Origin of the sequence: Pannonibacter sp., assembly GCF_051860505.1 — a bacterium.
Classification (GTDB): Bacteria; Pseudomonadota; Alphaproteobacteria; order Rhizobiales; family Stappiaceae; genus Pannonibacter.
Genome location: NZ_JBHYDX010000014.1, coordinates 45,735 through 61,890, shown reverse-complemented (window position 1 = coordinate 61,890; position 16,156 = coordinate 45,735). Strand labels below are relative to the sequence as shown.

Annotated in this window: 14 protein-coding genes, 1 riboswitch and 1 other annotated feature; of the genes, 12 read left to right on the top strand and 2 right to left on the bottom strand. The window is 62.9% G+C overall.

What is annotated here, in order from left to right:
* Positions 1 to 35: 35 nt before the first annotated feature.
* A complete protein-coding gene (glpK, locus tag ACTIFE_RS11515; protein WP_439529297.1) occupies positions 36 to 1,523 on the top strand; it encodes a glycerol kinase GlpK in 1,488 nt (495 codons plus the stop codon).
* Positions 1,524 to 1,566: 43 nt separating this feature from the next.
* On the opposite strand, the gene ACTIFE_RS11510 is transcribed toward glpK, so the two are convergent.
* Positions 1,567 to 2,169 (bottom strand): TetR/AcrR family transcriptional regulator, encoded by a 603-nt coding sequence (locus ACTIFE_RS11510; RefSeq protein ID WP_439529296.1) that lies wholly within the window; start codon positions 2,167 to 2,169, stop codon positions 1,567 to 1,569.
* 152 nt (positions 2,170 to 2,321) lie between these two features.
* Between ACTIFE_RS11510 and ACTIFE_RS11505 the strand changes: the two genes are divergently transcribed.
* From ACTIFE_RS11505 to ACTIFE_RS11490, 4 genes are all read left to right on the top strand, one after another.
* Positions 2,322 to 2,714, top strand: a complete 393-nt coding sequence (locus ACTIFE_RS11505) for a RidA family protein (RefSeq protein WP_439529345.1) — start codon at positions 2,322 to 2,324, stop codon at positions 2,712 to 2,714.
* Positions 2,715 to 2,815: 101 nt separating this feature from the next.
* Positions 2,816 to 2,871 (top strand) — a sequence feature (sul1 is cis-regulatory element that is thought to sense ions involved in sulfur or methionine metabolism; They are found in Alphaproteobacteria).
* Positions 2,872 to 2,953: 82 nt separating this feature from the next.
* Entirely contained in the window at positions 2,954 to 4,438 is a 1,485-nt protein-coding gene (locus ACTIFE_RS11500; protein ID WP_439529295.1) for a SulP family inorganic anion transporter, read from the top strand.
* Positions 4,439 to 4,451: 13 nt separating this feature from the next.
* On the top strand, positions 4,452 to 5,300 hold the full coding sequence (locus ACTIFE_RS11495) for a universal stress protein (protein WP_439529294.1): 849 nt from the start codon (positions 4,452 to 4,454) through the stop codon (positions 5,298 to 5,300).
* A 54-nt stretch (positions 5,301 to 5,354) separates the two neighbouring features.
* A riboswitch (cobalamin riboswitch) is annotated at positions 5,355 to 5,576 on the top strand.
* Positions 5,577 to 5,805: 229 nt separating this feature from the next.
* On the top strand, positions 5,806 to 6,228 hold the full coding sequence (locus ACTIFE_RS11490; protein WP_439529293.1) for a hypothetical protein: 423 nt from the start codon (positions 5,806 to 5,808) through the stop codon (positions 6,226 to 6,228).
* 62 nt (positions 6,229 to 6,290) lie between these two features.
* On the opposite strand, the gene ACTIFE_RS11485 is transcribed toward ACTIFE_RS11490, so the two are convergent.
* Positions 6,291 to 7,409 (bottom strand): Gfo/Idh/MocA family protein, encoded by a 1,119-nt coding sequence (locus tag ACTIFE_RS11485; RefSeq protein WP_439529292.1) that lies wholly within the window; start codon positions 7,407 to 7,409, stop codon positions 6,291 to 6,293.
* A gap of 101 nt (positions 7,410 to 7,510) precedes the next feature.
* Between ACTIFE_RS11485 and ACTIFE_RS11480 the strand changes: the two genes are divergently transcribed.
* The 7 genes from ACTIFE_RS11480 (at position 7,511) to iolD (ending at position 16,154) form a co-directional block, all read left to right on the top strand.
* Positions 7,511 to 8,332 carry a MurR/RpiR family transcriptional regulator gene (locus ACTIFE_RS11480; RefSeq protein ID WP_439529291.1) on the top strand — a complete coding sequence of 274 codons (822 nt, stop codon included), beginning with the start codon at positions 7,511 to 7,513 and terminating at the stop codon, positions 8,330 to 8,332.
* A 124-nt stretch (positions 8,333 to 8,456) separates the two neighbouring features.
* The gene (locus ACTIFE_RS11475; RefSeq protein ID WP_439529290.1) at positions 8,457 to 9,398 is read left to right on the top strand and encodes a sugar ABC transporter substrate-binding protein; all 942 of its coding nucleotides are present in this window, start codon (positions 8,457 to 8,459) and stop codon (positions 9,396 to 9,398) included.
* Between the two features lie 87 nt (positions 9,399 to 9,485).
* Positions 9,486 to 10,583: an ABC transporter permease gene (locus ACTIFE_RS11470; protein WP_439529289.1), complete on the top strand. Its 1,098-nt coding sequence runs from the start codon at positions 9,486 to 9,488 to the stop codon at positions 10,581 to 10,583.
* Entirely contained in the window at positions 10,583 to 11,362 is a 780-nt protein-coding gene (locus ACTIFE_RS11465; protein WP_439529288.1) for an ATP-binding cassette domain-containing protein, read from the top strand. The genes ACTIFE_RS11470 and ACTIFE_RS11465 overlap by 1 nt, the downstream gene beginning before the upstream one ends.
* A 40-nt stretch (positions 11,363 to 11,402) precedes the next feature.
* Positions 11,403 to 12,407 carry an inositol 2-dehydrogenase gene (gene iolG / locus ACTIFE_RS11460; protein WP_439529287.1) on the top strand — a complete coding sequence of 335 codons (1,005 nt, stop codon included), beginning with the start codon at positions 11,403 to 11,405 and terminating at the stop codon, positions 12,405 to 12,407.
* Between the two features lie 13 nt (positions 12,408 to 12,420).
* Entirely contained in the window at positions 12,421 to 14,331 is a 1,911-nt protein-coding gene (locus tag ACTIFE_RS11455; RefSeq protein ID WP_439529286.1) for a bifunctional 5-dehydro-2-deoxygluconokinase/5-dehydro-2-deoxyphosphogluconate aldolase, read from the top strand.
* Positions 14,328 to 16,154, top strand: coding sequence for a 3D-(3,5/4)-trihydroxycyclohexane-1,2-dione acylhydrolase (decyclizing) (gene iolD / locus ACTIFE_RS11450; protein ID WP_439529285.1), 1,827 nt, complete (start codon positions 14,328 to 14,330; stop codon positions 16,152 to 16,154). The genes ACTIFE_RS11455 and iolD overlap by 4 nt, the downstream gene beginning before the upstream one ends.
* Positions 16,155 to 16,156 lie beyond the last annotated feature (2 nt).

The following is a 16,156-nucleotide window of genomic DNA, read 5'->3' as shown; positions in this document are numbered from 1 at the left end:
TGACAGCAAGATCAGGCGCAATCGGGGAGGCCGACGTGACGCATATTCTCGCCATCGACCAGGGGACGACATCCAGCCGCGCCATCCTGTTCGACAAGTCGCTGAAGATTGTCGCCAGCGCGCAGGAAGAGTTTCCGCAGATCTATCCGCATCCGGGCTGGGTGGAGCATGATCCTGCCGATCTGTGGTCGACGACAGCTGGCTCCTGCCGCGCGGCCATCGAGCGCGCCGGCAAGAGCGGCCATGACATAGCCGCCATCGGTATCACCAATCAGCGCGAGACCACAGTCGTGTGGGACCGCCATACCGGACAGCCGGTCTATAACGCCATTGTCTGGCAGGACCGACGTACAGCGGACCTTTGCCGTCGCCTCAAGGACGAAGGCCATGAGGCGATGGTTGCGGCCAGGACGGGTCTTTTGCTTGACCCTTATTTTTCCGGCACCAAGCTGAAGTGGGTGCTTGATACGGTCGAGGGCGCGCGCGCGCGGGCCGAACGAGGAGAATTGCTGTTCGGCACGGTCGACACGTTCCTGATCTGGCGTCTCACCGGCGGCGCCGTGCATGTCACGGATGCGACCAATGCGGCGCGCACGCTGCTCTATGACATCCACAAGGGCGAGTGGAGCGCAGACATCTGCAAGCTCCTCGACATTCCCATGGGCATGCTGCCCGAGGTGAAGGATTGCGCCGCCGAGTTCGGCCACACGCGCGCCGACCTGTTCGGTCGCGAAATCCCGATCCTGGGCGTTGCCGGGGACCAGCAGGCGGCAACTGTGGGACAGGCCTGTTTCCAGCCGGGCATGATGAAGTCCACCTATGGCACGGGCTGTTTTGCCCTGCTCAACACCGGCGATACGCCGGTGACTTCGAAAAGCCGGCTCCTGACCACCATCGCCTACCAGATCGCCGGCAAGCCGACCTATGCGCTGGAGGGGTCCATCTTCATCGCCGGTGCCGTGGTGCAGTGGCTGCGCGACGGGCTCAAGATCATCCGCGAGGCGAAGGAAACACAGGCGCTGGCCGAGACGGCAGATCCGGGCCAGTCAGTCATTCTGGTGCCTGCCTTTACGGGCCTGGGCGCGCCTTACTGGCGCCCCGATTGCCGCGGCGCGATCTATGGCCTGACGCGCAACTCGGGACCTGGCGAATTCGCCAAGGCAGCTCTGGAGAGCGTTGGCTACCAGACCCGTGATTTGCTGGAGGCCATGCGGGTCGACTGGGCGAATGCAGCCGGGCAAGCGGTGCTGCGCGTTGACGGCGGCATGAGCGCCAATGACTGGGCGATGCAGTTCCTGTCCGACATTCTCGGTGCACCTGTGGACCGGCCGACCGTGTTGGAAACCACCGCCCTGGGTGCGGCCTGGCTCGCCGGCATGCAAGCCGGCGTCTACCCTGACATGAATGGCTTTGCCGAAAGCTGGGCTATCGAACGGCGCTTCGAGCCACGCATCGATGAGGCGACGCGCGCGCGCAAGTATGACGCCTGGAAAACCGCCGTTGCAGCGACCATGAGCGTCTAGTGCGGAGCAGAGGCCTTGTCTGATCGCCATCGCGCGGGCCGTTTCACGGGGTAGTCACCGGCTTTGCCAGGAGGCCGCTGGCCATTGCCGTGAAGGCGGACATGGCTTTGTCGAGGACAGTGTGTGGTGATTGGCTGGCGGCGATCCACAAGGCTGCATTGAACGCTGCCCCGCTCAGGAGGCGGGCGGCAGCTTCCGGATCAACCGCGATAAGCGTCCCGTCTTTGACAAGGTCTTCAATTGCCTGCCGGGTCACCTGCAGGCAATTGTTCTGGCTCGGCCACTGGGATGGATCTCCCAAAACGGCGGGGCCGTCCCTCAGGACGATCTGCTGGATCTCCGGGTCCAGCGCCATTTCAATGTAAGCGGCCGCCTCTGCGAGCAAGCCCGGCCATTTCCCTCCGGCCTTGCTGCCGATCACCTTGGCACGTCTTGCCATTTCCGTGTCGATCTGCTCGACAACAGCGGCGAAGAGCCCTCGTTTGTCGCCGAAGTTATGGTAGAGCGCGCCGCGGGTCAGTCCGGCATTCGCGGTCAAGGTGTCCATGGATGCGGCGGCATAGCCCTTTTCGGCGAAAGCCTGCCTGGCAGAAGCGATGAGCTTGATCCTGTTTTCTTCCATGCTTTGTGCGCGGCTTGTCACCATGTCAGGTCCATTCACATACGATGCGTATTTGAAATTGACATACAATCCGTATGTCAATTAGTCTGCATACGTATCGTATATCAAACTCCCGAGGGGGGGCCACCCGGTGCAATGAGCGATCGCGCGGTGGCATGCAGAGCGAGGCAAAGCCAGTGACACAACGAGAAGTAATTTTCCCCGCCGGACGACATGCCCTTTATGAGCAACATGGTTACTCAGCGGCCATTCGCTCAGGAAGCCTGGTGTTCGTCTCTGGCCAAGTGGGCAGCCGCCCGGATGGCACGCCCGAGCCAGACTACGAACAGCAGGTTCGTCTGGCGTTTCGGAACCTTGCTGCGACGCTTGATGCGGCCGGTTGCGGGTTTGACGATATTGTAGATGTGACGACGTTTCACACCGATCCGGAAGGTCAGTTTCCTGCCTTTATGACCGTGAAGCAAGACGTGTTCCCCAACGCGCCATATCCGAACTGGACTGCAATCGGTGTCAACTGGCTTGCCGGATTCGACTTCGAGATCAAGGTGATCGCACGGGTGCCGGGTTGAAGCGCTGTCGCAGCTTGCGCCGGATGCGGGGTTAAGGTGCAAGCTGCGGCCTGATGTGCATGTTGCGATGCAGTATGAAATGAAGTAGGAGAAAGTACTCATCTGGACCCGGTGCAAATCCGGGTGGCTTTTCCGGCCGCCGATCCGCCGGACAATTCACTTGATCGACCAATCTGCCCCGCCGCCAGACATTCGCGCCTGCGCGGCAACGGGGTTTTGATCATCTGAACAGGACACTGATGACTACTTTTTCCAACTACAAGACCCAATGGGTCGGCAACGTCCGCGCGGATTTTCTTTCCGGTCTCGTCGTTGCCCTCGCGCTCATTCCGGAGGCAATCGCCTTTTCGATCATTGCGGGCGTCGATCCGAAAGTCGGGCTGTATGCCTCGTTCTCGATTGCCGTGATCACAGCGATCGTTGGTGGTCGCCCGGGCATGATTTCAGCGGCGACGGCAGCAACCGCTGTGCTGATGGTGACCCTCGTCAAGGACCATGGCCTGCAATACCTGCTGGCGGCAACCATCCTTGCCGGTGTGTTGCAGGTTGGGGCAGGGCTGCTGAAGCTTGGCTTCGTTATGCGGTTTGTGTCGCGTTCAGTAATGACTGGCTTCGTCAATGCGTTGGCGATCCTGATCTTCCTGGCCCAGTTGCCGGAACTGATCGGGGTGACGTGGCTGACCTATGCGATGGTCGCCGCGGGCCTTGGGATCATCTACCTCTTGCCCTATGTGACCAAGGCCGTGCCGTCGCCGCTGATCTGTATTCTGGTCCTGACCGCGCTTTCAATCGGGTTCGGCCTTGATGTTCGTACAGTGGGCGATATGGGCGAACTGCCGTCGACGCTGCCGGTGTTCCTGTTGCCGGATATTCCGCTGAACCTCGACACTCTGCTGATTATTCTGCCGTATTCAGTTGCTGTGGCCGCTGTCGGTCTGCTGGAATCCCTGATGACGCAGCAGATTGTTGATGATCTCACGGACACGCCGTCTGATCGCAATCAGGAATGTGTCGGCCAGGGCGTTGCGAATTTCGTCACCGGTTTCTTCGGCGGCATGGCCGGTTGCGCCATGATCGGGCAGTCGATGATCAACGTGAAATCCGGTGGGCGCGGGCGCCTGTCGAGCTTTGCTGCCGGCGTCATCCTGCTGTTCCTGATCGTTGTTCTCGGTAAATGGGTCAGCCAGATCCCGATGGCGGCGCTTGTCGCGATCATGATCATGGTGTCCATCGGGACGTTCAGCTGGTCATCGATCAAGAACCTGCGCGATCATCCGAGAAGCTCGTCCATTGTCATGCTGGCAACCGTGTTTTTCGTTGTCTATACTCACAATCTGGCCATTGGTGTGCTCGTCGGGGTTCTCCTTTCGGGCATCTTCTTTGCCTGGAAGATTTCCCAGATCTTCCGCGTGACGTCAGACCTGTCCGCCGATGGGCGTGAGCGGGTATATGTGGTCGAGGGGCAGGTGTTCTTTGCCTCGGTTGAAGACTTCTCTGCGGCATTCAACTTCAAGGAAGTTTTGGAACGTGTGGTCATCGACGTGTCGAGGGCGCATATCTGGGACATTTCCAGCGTGGCAGCCCTCGATATGGTGGTGTTGAAGTTCCGCCGTGAAGGGGCTGAAGTCACGATTGTCGGTCTGAATGAGGCCAGTGAAACGATCGTTGACCGCCTGGCTTTGCATGACAAGCCGGGTGCGCTCGACAAGCTGATGGCCCATTGAAGGAGATCCGAGGATGAGTAACAAGATCATTGCCCTGGTGGACGCCTCCGTCTACGGGCGCAGCGTCTGCGAGCACTCGGCCTGGATCGCCGGCCGCCTGTCACTGCCGGTTGAACTCGTGCATGTATTGACCCGTCCTGCCGCTGAAAGCGCCGATCTCAGCGGTTCCATTGCGCTTGGTGCGCGGACGGCTCTGCTGACCGAACTCACACGGCTTGACGAGGAACGGGCAAAGCTGGCCCAGAAGCAGGGCCGGGCACTGCTGGAAGATGCCAGGGGTATCGTCGCTGCAGGTGGCGTAAGCGTGAGCGAACGGCTGCGGCATGGCGAAGTCGTGGAGGCTCTCGCGGACCTTGAAGCGGAAGCTGCGATGATCGTCGTCGGCAAGCGAGGCGAAGCGGCAGACTTCAACAAACTGCACCTGGGGTCAAATCTCGAGCGTCTCGCCCGGGCAAGTCACAAGCCGCTGTTTGTGGCCTCGCGGGCCTTCAAGCCGCTGAAGCGTTTCCTGATTGCCTTCGATGGCGGCACAAGCAGCCTGAAGGCGGTGGATCATGTGGCGCGCAGTCCATTGCTGGCCGGGCTTGAGGCCCGCTTGCTGATGGCGGGCAGCCCGGGCGTCGAGCTGAAGCGCAAACTGGACGGGGCACAGGCACAGCTTGAGGGCGCCGGCTTTACCGTGACAGCCGAAGTTCGTGACGGCGCCCCGGAGACGGTGATTGCCGAGGCCATCGAACGTGAGGCTGTCGATCTCCTGGTCATGGGGGCTTATGGCCATTCCCGGATCCGGACGCTGCTGATCGGGTCGACGACAACCCAGATGCTGCGCGCCTGCAAGGTGCCTGTGTTGTTGTTCCGCTGATCAACGGCTGCTGTGCATCCGCCTTTGGCAGCGGTTGCCTTGCGCTTCGACGTGAACTAGCGTGAGGGCGATGGTTCGTTCCGACGTGCAAAGGCGTCGGGACGATGAAAAGGGAATCCGGTGCGGCGCCGTTGTTGAAACGAGCCAAATCCGGGACTGCCCCCGCAACTGTAGGCGGAGAGCATACCTGTCGAAACCACTGGCCGGGCTGGCCGGGAAGGGACAGGGGCGCTGTGACCCGCAAGTCAGGAGACCTGCCATCATCCCTTGAACCAACCCGGGCGGGGTGCCCCGGCAGGAGGCAAGATGGCACGCGCAGTTTCCGGACCCAGATCCGGCCGCATCCAGCTTTGCGGCCCCGACCACCCCGCGTCCGTTCGCGGAGGGCGACACGGTGGACTGCATTTCCTCTCATCCTGATAGCGTCTCGCAATCACCAACATCCGCGCCTGGCAGTGCCGATGGTTTTTCGACACTGTGCAGGCGAACGGGACGTCCCTGCATCATGGCGCGTCTGCTTGCGCGGCAGATTGCATTGGCCGGTGATGTGGCTGAAGCCTTTGATCTGGCAGACACGCACCTGACTGGACGGGTGCGCAGCGGCTGCCCGCAATCGGATGGATCCAACGACGGATGCCTGATGGCTTTCACTGTCCGAGACGGGCTTGCCTATGTCTTTGGCGGACTGGAAGGGCGCGAGCGGATCGATGATCTCGTCGGCTTTGCCCTGAGCGCGTATCCAGCTGTTGCAAGGCTGGAGCAAGGCCATGACGTGCCTGAGCCAGAACGCAAGCGGTTCGGCCCGGTGCTGGTCCCGGCGCTTGTGCAGGTGACAGATTTGGCCCGGGTGGCAACGGCCGCCGCCGCTGCACAGGGGCGACGGGGCGGGCGCGCCGCTCGGCTCAAAGCCGCGCGGCACACCGGTTAGCACCGGACGCAGCAGACAGTTTGCGCCGCGCCGGCCCCGACGAGATCGACGCGGGCAGGATCTCAGGCAAGGCGGATACGACGACCCGTGCGTGCGCTTTCGGCGATGCCGTGGATGACCTTTTCGAATTCCAGCGCCGCCGCGAAATCCGGGTGCGGCCGGGTGCCGGTTGTGATGGCTGTGAGAAATTCCGCCGCCTCGATGATCTTGAGGTCATTGAAGCCGACCTGATGGCCGGGAGCGGGGCAGAACGCGCCATAGACGCCGTGCTCCGGGCCAGACAGGATGGTTCGGAAGCCCTGCTCGGCCTTCGGTCCCTCGTTCACATAGAGCTGCAGCTCGTTCATGCGTTCCTGGTCGAAGGTGATCATGCCTTTCGTGCCATGCAGCTCGAAGCCAAGACGGTTCTTGCGGCCCCAGGCGGAGCGTGAGGTGGACAGGGAACCATGCACGCCGCTGGCAAAGCGCAGAAGAGCCGTGGCCGTGTCCTCGTTTTCGACCGCGCCGCGACCCGATCCGTCGGCCAGGGGACGGGTGGTGTGGACCGTCTGCATGTCGGCAACAAGGCTTTCGATCGGGCCGCAGAGGCCCATCAGCATCGAGACGAGATGACAGCCGAGGTCACCAAGGGTGCCGAGACCGGCTTCGTCGAGATGGGCGCGCCAGGTCCAGGCGAGATCGGGATCGGCCTGATAGTCTTCGTCAACGATGCCGCGAACATGCACGAGGCGGCCGATCCGCCCGGCCTCCACCAGCTTCTGCGCGTGGCGGAAGGCCGGATTGCGAATGTAGTTGTAGCCGACCATCGTGGTCTTGCCGCTGGCTGCTGCCGCCGCCGCCATCTCCTCGCCATCTGACAGCGTCAGGCCCATCGGCTTCTCGCACCAGACGTGCTTGCCGGCGGCCAGCGCGGCCAGGGCCATTTCCTTGTGGAAGCGGTTCGGCGTCGTGATGGAAACGATGTCTACTCTTGGATCGCTGACCAGCGCTTGCCAGTCATCTGCCCATCGGGCGAAACCGAACTGGCTGGCAAAGCTTGCCGCCTTGTCGGCCGGCGTGTCGCAGAGCAGTTCAAGGCGCACGTCGGGAATGGTTCCCAGCACCGCGCGGGCATTGCGCCAGGCAAGCGCATGGGCTTTGCCCATGAAGCCTGTGCCGATCAGACCTATCCCCAGGGTCATTCACCATCCTCCCGATGTGAAATGGAATTTTTGTTCCAATTCTGTCATCGCGGGGCTATCTTGTTTTGTCAAGAGAGAACAGTGCCCTGCAAGGAATCGCGATGTCGCAACGACAGGCTCCCCGGACCATCGAGGCTTTCCATGCCCGCCTTCTCGAGGCGTCGGAGACCTTGCCCAAGCGGCTGCGGCAATGTGCAGAGTATCTCTCTGCCAACACGGATCGGATCGCCGTTTCGACGGTTGCCGATATGGCGCAGGCGGCCGGAGTGCAGCCCTCGGCCTTGATGCGTTTTTGCAAGATCCTCGGCTTTTCCGGTTACACGGAGATGCAGCGATTATTTCGCGAGGCTTATTCGCAAGGCTGGCCGGATTATGCGACACGGCTGAAGAACCTGCGTGAAAGCGGGGCTGGCAGCCCGTCAGCGCTTCTCGCGGAATTCATTGATGCAGGGCGTATGTCTCTGGAAAATCTGGCAAATACTGTTGATAGCCGAAATTTGGACCGCGCCGTCAAACTCCTCAGTGAGGCACAGATGGTCCATATCATCGGCCTGCGCCGCACCTTTCCGGTGGCCGCATATCTCGCCTATGCCTTCGAGAAGATGAACGTGCCGGCTTTGCTGCATGACGCTGTTGGCAAGCTCGATCGCCGCCATGCGCTGCGGCCTGGGGATGCATTGATTGCGATCACTTTTGCGCCCTACAGTGCGGAGACAGTGGAACTGGCGGAGGTGGCGCGGGGCCTTGATCTGCCGGTCATTGCCATTACCGACACGGTGATGAGCCCGCTGCAAAAGCTTGATGCCACGGTGCTTTCCGTCTCTGAAGTGGACTTCGGTTCCTTCCGTGCGCTCTCGGCCACGCTGTCGCTTGCCATCGCGCTGGCGGTGGCTGTTGGTGCGGGACGTAGAATTGAGCCATAAAAAAGTTGTTGCATTGAATCGAAAAATAGAATGAATATTCCATCGCGATTGGCGGTGGGTTTGCCCAGACGCCGCGCGGCCCGGACGGAGGGAGCCGCCGGGTGAACCGTTTTGGGAGGAATTCATGAGAAAGACCCTGACCGCCATTGCTGCGGCCGTGTTTGCTGTTGCCGGCTTTGCCGCGCCTGCGTCTGCAGAAGGCGAGAAGTTTGTCCTGATCAGTCATGCTCCAGACAGCGACAGCTGGTGGAACACGATCAAGAACGCCATTGCCGTTGCCGGCGACCAGATGAAGGTGTCGGTCGAGTACCGCAACCCGCCGACCGGTGACCTCGCTGACATGGCCCGTATCGTCGAGCAGGCCGCTGCCTCGCGGCCGGATGGCATTATCGTGACCATTGCCGACTACGACGTTCTCTCTGGTCCGATCACCGAAGCCGTCGCGCGCGGCATTCCGGTCATCACCATTAACTCCGGCACGGTTGAGCAGTCCAAGAAGCTCGGCGCACTCACCCATGTGGGTCAGCCGGAGTATGACGCCGGTTTCGGTGCCGGCGAGCGTCTGGGCGCTGCCGGCGCAAAGAAGTTTCTTTGCGTCAACCACTACATCACCAACCCGGCCTCGGTTGAGCGCTGCCAGGGCTTTGCCGCTGCGCTTGGCGTCGAGCTGGGCAACCAGATGATTGACGCGGGCCAGGACCCGGCCGAAATCCAGAACAAGGTCTCGGCCTATCTGCAGACCAATCCGGACACCAACGCCATCCTGGCGCTTGGTCCGACCTCGGCCCACCCGACGCTGGCGGCGCTTGAGCAGTCCGGCAAGGCTGGCAGCATGATGTTTGGCACGTTTGACCTCTCCGGCGAGATTGCCGCTGGCATCAAGGCAGGCAAGATCGACTTCGCCATCGACCAGCAGCCGTACCTGCAGGGCTACCTGCCGGTCGTGTTCCTGACCAACCTGGCCCGTTACGGCGTGATGCCGAGTAATCCGGTCAACTCCGGCCCGGGCTTCGTGACCAAGGACAACATCGAACTGGTCGAAAAGCTGGCTGGTCAGTACCGCTAAGTCTCCTCCCAGACGAGACGTCCGCCTGCCGGGGCGGCCTGCTGCCCCGGCTCCTTTTTGAGCGACTTCCTGACAATCGAGGCATCCATGACGGACGAGCGCATCAAGCAGGTCTCGGCCCTGCGCCGTGCCATGATCCGGCCCGAACTGGGCGCCACCACCGGCACCCTTCTGGTCTTCCTGTTCTTCCTGCTGATTGCCGGCGATTCCGGCATGTTTTCGCCGGAAGGCATTCGCAACTGGACCGTCGTCTCCGCCCAGTTCGCCATCATCGCCGTCGGCGCTTGCCTGCTGATGATCGCGGGTGAGTTCGACCTTTCAGTCGGCTCCATGATCGGCTTTGCGGGCGTTGTCATCGCCATTCTCAGTGTACAGATGGGCTGGCCTGTCTGGGCCGCAATCCTGGCTGCCTTTGCCATCTGCATGGCGCTGGGATGGGTCAACGGCATGTTGGTGATCAAGACGGGCCTGCCATCCTTCATCGTCACCCTCGCGTTCCTCTATATTCTTCGCGGCCTGACCATCTGGCTGTCGATCCTGACCACGCGCCAGACCATCATTGGCGGCGTCAAGGACGTTGCCCAGAACGACTGGCTTGCCTTCCTGTTCGGCGGCGTTGTGCTGAAGGACCTGTTTGCCTGGTTTGCTGACATGGGTCTGATCGAGACGTTTGTGGCCGGCACCCGCGCTGGTCAGCCCGTGGTTGAGGGCGTTCCGATGCTTGTGGTCTGGGCATTGCTGCTCGTCGCGTTCGGACATGTTGTCCTGACCCGGACGAAATTCGGCAACTGGATCTTCGCCGCAGGCGGTGATGCCCAGGCGGCCCGCTATGTCGGCGTGCCGGTGGCGCGGGTGAAGGTTCTGATGTTCATGTTCACCGCCTTCTGCGCCTGCGTCTTTGCCACCTGTCAGGTGATCGAGTTCGGCTCGGCCGCAGCCGACCGTGGTCTGCTCAAGGAATTCGAAGCGATCATCTGCGTGGTGATCGGCGGGGCGCTGCTGACCGGTGGTTATGGTTCGGTGATCGGTGCTGCGCTTGGTGCGATCATTTTCGGTGTGGTGCAGCAGGGGCTGTTCTTCTCGGGTGCCGAAAGCTCCCTGTTCCGGGTCTTCCTGGGTACGATCCTGATCCTGGCCGTGATCCTCAACACCTACATCCGTCGCATGATCACGGGAGAACGCTGATGTCCGCCCCGCTCATCGAACTCAAGAACATTCAGAAACACTTCGGGCCGGTGATCGCGCTTGCTGGTGTCAGCTTCGAGGTCAAGGCCGGGGAATGCCATTGCCTCCTCGGTGACAACGGGGCCGGCAAGTCCACCTTCATCAAGACCATGTCGGGCGTGCACAAGCCGTCCTCCGGCGAGATCCTGATTGACGGCAAGCCGGTCACCTTCGACAGCCCTCGGGATGCCATGGGCGCCGGGATTGCGACCGTGTACCAGGATCTGGCGATGATCCCGCTGATGTCTGTGACGCGCAATTTCTGGATGGGCCGCGAGCCGGAGAAGCGCTTTGGACCGTTCAAGTTCATCGACTTCGACAAGGCCAACAAGGTCACGCTGGACGAGATGGCCTCGATGGGGATCCATCTGCGCGAACCCGGCCAGGCAGTCGGGACGCTGTCTGGCGGCGAACGGCAGACGGTGGCGATTGCCCGCGCGGTCTATTTCGGGGCAAAGGTGCTGATCCTCGACGAGCCGACCTCGGCGCTCGGCGTGCGCCAGACCTCCAACGTGCTCGCCACCATCGACAAGGTGCGCAAGCGTGGTATCGGTGTCGTCTTCATCACCCACAATGTGCGCCATGCCATGGCGGTGGGCGACCGGTTTACGGTGCTCAACCGTGGCAAGACGCTCGGCACGGCAAAGCGCGGGGAAATCAAGCCGGAAGAATTGCAGGACCTGATGGCCGGCGGCAAGGAACTGGCGGAGCTGGAAGGCTCGCTCGGCGGAACGATCTGAGTTGCGACGAAACTGATCTCAATCTTGGGAAACAACTGACATGACCATGCGATTTGCAGTCCTGGGCGCCGGCCGCATCGGCCGGGTACACACCAAGGCAATTGCGTCGACCGAAGGAGCGGTGCTTGTCGCCGTTGCCGATCCGATTGCCGCTGCTGCCGAAAGCCTTGCAGCTACTCACTCCTGTGCCATCCGTACGATCGACGAGATCGAGGCCGCTGGCGACGTCGATGCCGTCGTCATCTGCACCCCGACCGACACCCACGCCGATCTGATCGAGCGCTTTGCCCGCGCCGGCAAGGCCATCTTCTGCGAGAAGCCGGTGGATCTGGATGTCACCCGGGTGAAGAACTGCCTCAAGGTGGTGAAGGAGACCGGTGCGACGCTGATGGTCGGCTTCAACCGCCGCTTCGACCCGCATTTTGCAGCGCTCAAGGGCGCGATTGATGCTGGCAAGATCGGCAAGGTCGAAATGGTGACGATCACCTCGCGTGATCCCTCGCCCCCGCCTTACGAGTACATCTCCCGCTCGGGCGGCATCTTCCGCGACATGACGATCCACGACTTCGACGTGGCCCGGTGGCTCTTGGGCGAGGAAGTGGAGACGGTGATGGCCTCGGCCTCTGTCCTCGTCGATGCCGAAATCGGCAAGCGCGGCGACTACGACAGCGTCAACATTATCCTACGCACGGCCTCGGGTCGTCAGGCGATCATCACCAACACCCGCCGCGCGGTTTATGGCTATGACCAGCGCATCGAGGTGCTGGGGTCGGAAGGACTGGTGGCGGCAGAGAACCTGCGTGAGGCGAACATCGAGATCGCCAACGCCAGCGGCTATCACAAGCCGCCGCTGATGGACTTCTTCATGACCCGCTACACGGCGGCCTATGCGGCAGAGATTGCCGCCTTCATCAAGGCCGTGGGTGAGAAGTCGGTTCCGCCGACCACAGGCGAGGATGGGCTGAAGGCGCTCGCCCTCGCGGAAGCTGCGCTGAAGTCCGTGGCCGAAGGCCGGGCGGTCAGCTTGAGCGAAGTAACAGGCTGAGGACTTGAGGCGGATGAGCAAGACCCTCGATCTCATCACCATCGGCCGTTCGTCGGTCGATCTCTATGGCTCGCAGATTGGCGGCCGGCTTGAGGACATGGGGAGCTTCCAGAAATACATTGGCGGCTCTCCAACCAACATGGCGGCCGGCAGCGCCCGCCTGGGCCTCAAGTCGGCGCTGATCACCCGCGTCGGCGATGAGCACATGGGCCGCTTCATCCGCGAGCAACTGGTTCGCGAGGGGGTTGACGTAACCGGGGTCAAGACCGACCCGGAGCGTCTCACCGCCCTCGTGATCCTCGGCATCCGTGACGACAAGCAGTTCCCGCTCATCTTCTACCGCGAGAACTGCGCCGACATGGCACTGTGCGAGGCGGACATCGATCCGGCCTTCATCGCCAGCGCACGCGCCGTGGTGGCGACGGGAACGCACCTGTCGCATCCGCGCACCGAGGCGGCGGTGCTGAAGGCCCTGCGCATCGCGCGGGAAACCGGCGGCCAGACCGCGCTCGACATCGACTATCGTCCCAACCTGTGGGGGCTGTCTGGCCACGGCGACGGCGAGAACCGCTTCATCGCGTCGAAGCAAGTGACCGCGCGGCTGCAGCAGCATCTGCCGCTGTTCGACCTGATCGTCGGGACGGAAGAAGAGTTCCACATTGCCGGCGGCACCACGGACATCGTGGCGGCGCTGCGCCGGGTCCGGGAGCTGAGCCGGGCGACGCTCGTCTGCAAGCGCGGGCCGATGGGGGCGGTGGCCTTCACCGGCGCCATTCCCGACAGTCTTGATGATGGGGAGACCGGTCCGGGGTTCCCGATCGAGGTCTTCAACGTGCTGGGAGCCGGCGACGGCTTCATGTCGGGCCTCTTGAAGGGCTGGCTTGACGGCGAGAGCTGGGTGCGGGCGCTCACCTATGCCAATGCCTGCGGCGCCTTTGCCGTGTCGCGGCATGGCTGCACGCCGGCCTATCCCTCCTGGGAGGAGCTGCAGTTCTTCCTGAAGCGCGGCGTCGTCACGCCCGCGCTGCGCAAGGACGCGGAGTTGGAGCAGATCCACTGGTCGACGACCCGCAGCGGTGACTGGAGCGAGATGCATGTCTTTGCCTTTGATCATCGCAAGCAAATGGAAGACCTGCCAGGGGCAACGGCTGAGAAGATCGGTGCCTTCAAGGAGCTGTGTCTGGATGCCGTCGAGCGGGTGGCCAGCGGACGCAAGGGCTATGGCCTTTTGTGCGATGGCCGGCTCGGCCGCTCGGCGCTGCACAAGGCGACCGGCAGGGGGCTCTGGATTGGCCGTCCGGTGGAATGGCCGGGGTCGCGGCCGTTGACGCTGGAGCCTGATCTTGGTGCGGATCTCGGTGGGCTCGATGAATGGCCGCTCGATCACGTGGTCAAGGTGCTGTGCTTCTGCCATCCGCAGGATGATGCTGCGATGTGGGCCGAGCAGGAGGCCGTGATCCAGCGGCTTTATGCGGCCGCCCGCCGCAACCGACTGGAGTTCCTGCTGGAAGTCATTCCCTCCAAGGTCGCGCCGGTGGACGACGACACGACCGCAGAGATCATCGACCGGTTTTACCGGCTGGGGATTTATCCGGACTGGTGGAAGCTCGAGCCGATGCGCTCGGCTGAAGCGTGGGCCAAGACCTGCGCCATGATCAAGGGCCATGATCCGCATGTGCGCGGCATCGTGGTGCTGGGGCTCGACGCGCCGGAGGCCGAGCTGATGGCCTGCTTCGAGGAGGCCGCGCGGCATGACCTCGTCAAGGGCTTTGCGGTTGGACGCACCATCTACAGCGAGGCCGCGCGGGCCTGGCTGACAGGCGCCATCGACGACAAGAGTGCCGTCGCGCTGATGGCGGCGAATTTCGCGAAGCTGTCGGCCGCCTGGGACAAGGCGCGGGCAGCGCAGGGAGTGGCAGCATGAGCAAGATCCGACTGACCGCCGCGCAGGCGATGGTCCGCTGGCTGACCCGGCAGATGACCGAAGACGGCGTGCCCTTCATCGCCGGCGTCTGGGCCATTTTCGGGCACGGCAACGTGGCCGGGATCGGCGAGGCGCTGCACGGCATCCGCAGCGAGCTGTCGACGTATCGCGGGCACAACGAGCAGGGCATGGCCCATGCCGCCATCGCCTACGCCAAGCAGCTCGGCCGCCGCCGGGCCATGGCGGTGACCTCCTCCATCGGGCCCGGTGCGACCAACATGGTGACGGCGGCAGCACTTGCCCACGTCAACCGCCTGCCGGTGCTGTTCGTGCCCGGTGACGTGTTCGCCAACCGGGGCCCGGACCCGGTGCTGCAGCAGATCGAGGATTTCGGCGATGGCACCGTCAGCGCCAATGACTGCTTCCGCCCGGTGTCGCGCTATTTCGACCGCATCACCCGGCCGGAACAGCTTCTGACCGCGCTGCCGCGCGCCATGGCGGTGATGACCGACCCGGCCGACTGCGGCCCGGTGACGCTCGCCTTCTGCCAGGACGTGCAGGCGGAAGCCTATGACTGGCCGGAGGAATTTTTCGCGCCGCGCATCTGGCGCCAGCGCCGGATCCGCCCGGACGAAAGCGAACTGGTCGAGGTCATCGGCCTGATCTGCGCGGCCAAGCGGCCCGTCATCGTGGCCGGCGGCGGCGCGCATTACTCCGGCGCCGCTGAGGCTCTGGCCCGCTTTGCCGCCCGCCATCGCATTCCCGTGGTCGAAAGTCAGGCCGGCAAGTCGGCCCTGCCGTGGGATCATCCGATGAACCTCGGTCCCGTCGGCGTAACTGGGGCCGAAAGCGCCAACAGTGTCGCGGACGAAGCTGATCTGGTGATCGGCGTCGGCACGAGGTTCCAGGACTTCACCACCGGATCGTGGGGCCTGTTCCGCAATCCGGTGCGCAAACTGGTGTCGATCAACGTGGCGGCCTATGACGCGATGAAGCATGGCGCGGTGCCGCTGCAGTGTGATGCCCGCGTCTGTCTTGAGGAACTGAGCGCCGGTCTCGGCCAGCATCAGGGCCCGGAGATTTCCGAAAGCCTGAAGCAGGCATGGTTTGCCAAGGTCGATCCGCTGACAGCTGCCCCAGTGGGCGAGGCCAACGGCCTGCCGACCGATCAACAGGTGATCGGTGCCGTGCAGCGGGCGGCCGGGCCCGACACGGTGGTGATGTGTGCGGCCGGGACCATGCCGGGCGAGTTGCACAAGCTGTGGAAGGCCTCGCGTCCCATGTCCTATCACATGGAATACGGCTTCTCCTGCATGGGCTACGAGATCGCCGGCGCGCTGGGCATCAAGATGGCCGAGCCCGACCGGGACGTGATCTGCATGGTCGGCGATGGCAGCTACATGATGATGAACTCGGAGCTGGCCAGCGCCGTCATGCTCGGCCAGAAGATCACCGTCGTGATCACCGACAACCGGGGCTACGGCTGCATCAACCGGCTGCAGATGGGCACCGGGGGTGCCGAGTTCAACAATCTGCTCGACCACACGATCCACGCCAATCCGAGCCATATTGACTTCGTCGCCCATGCCGGTGCGATGGGGGCGAAGGCAGTGAAGGCCGGCTCCATCGCGGAGCTGGAGGCCGCACTCGCCGCGGCAAAGACGGCGACCGGCCCCTTCGTGGTCGTGATCGACACCGACCCCTATCCGTCCACCCCGCATGGCGGCCACTGGTGGGATGTGGCGGTTCCGGAAGTTTCCCCCCGCGCCGAGGTGCGGGCGGCCCGCGAGAATTACGAACGCAAGCTGCAGGAAAGACACTGAGC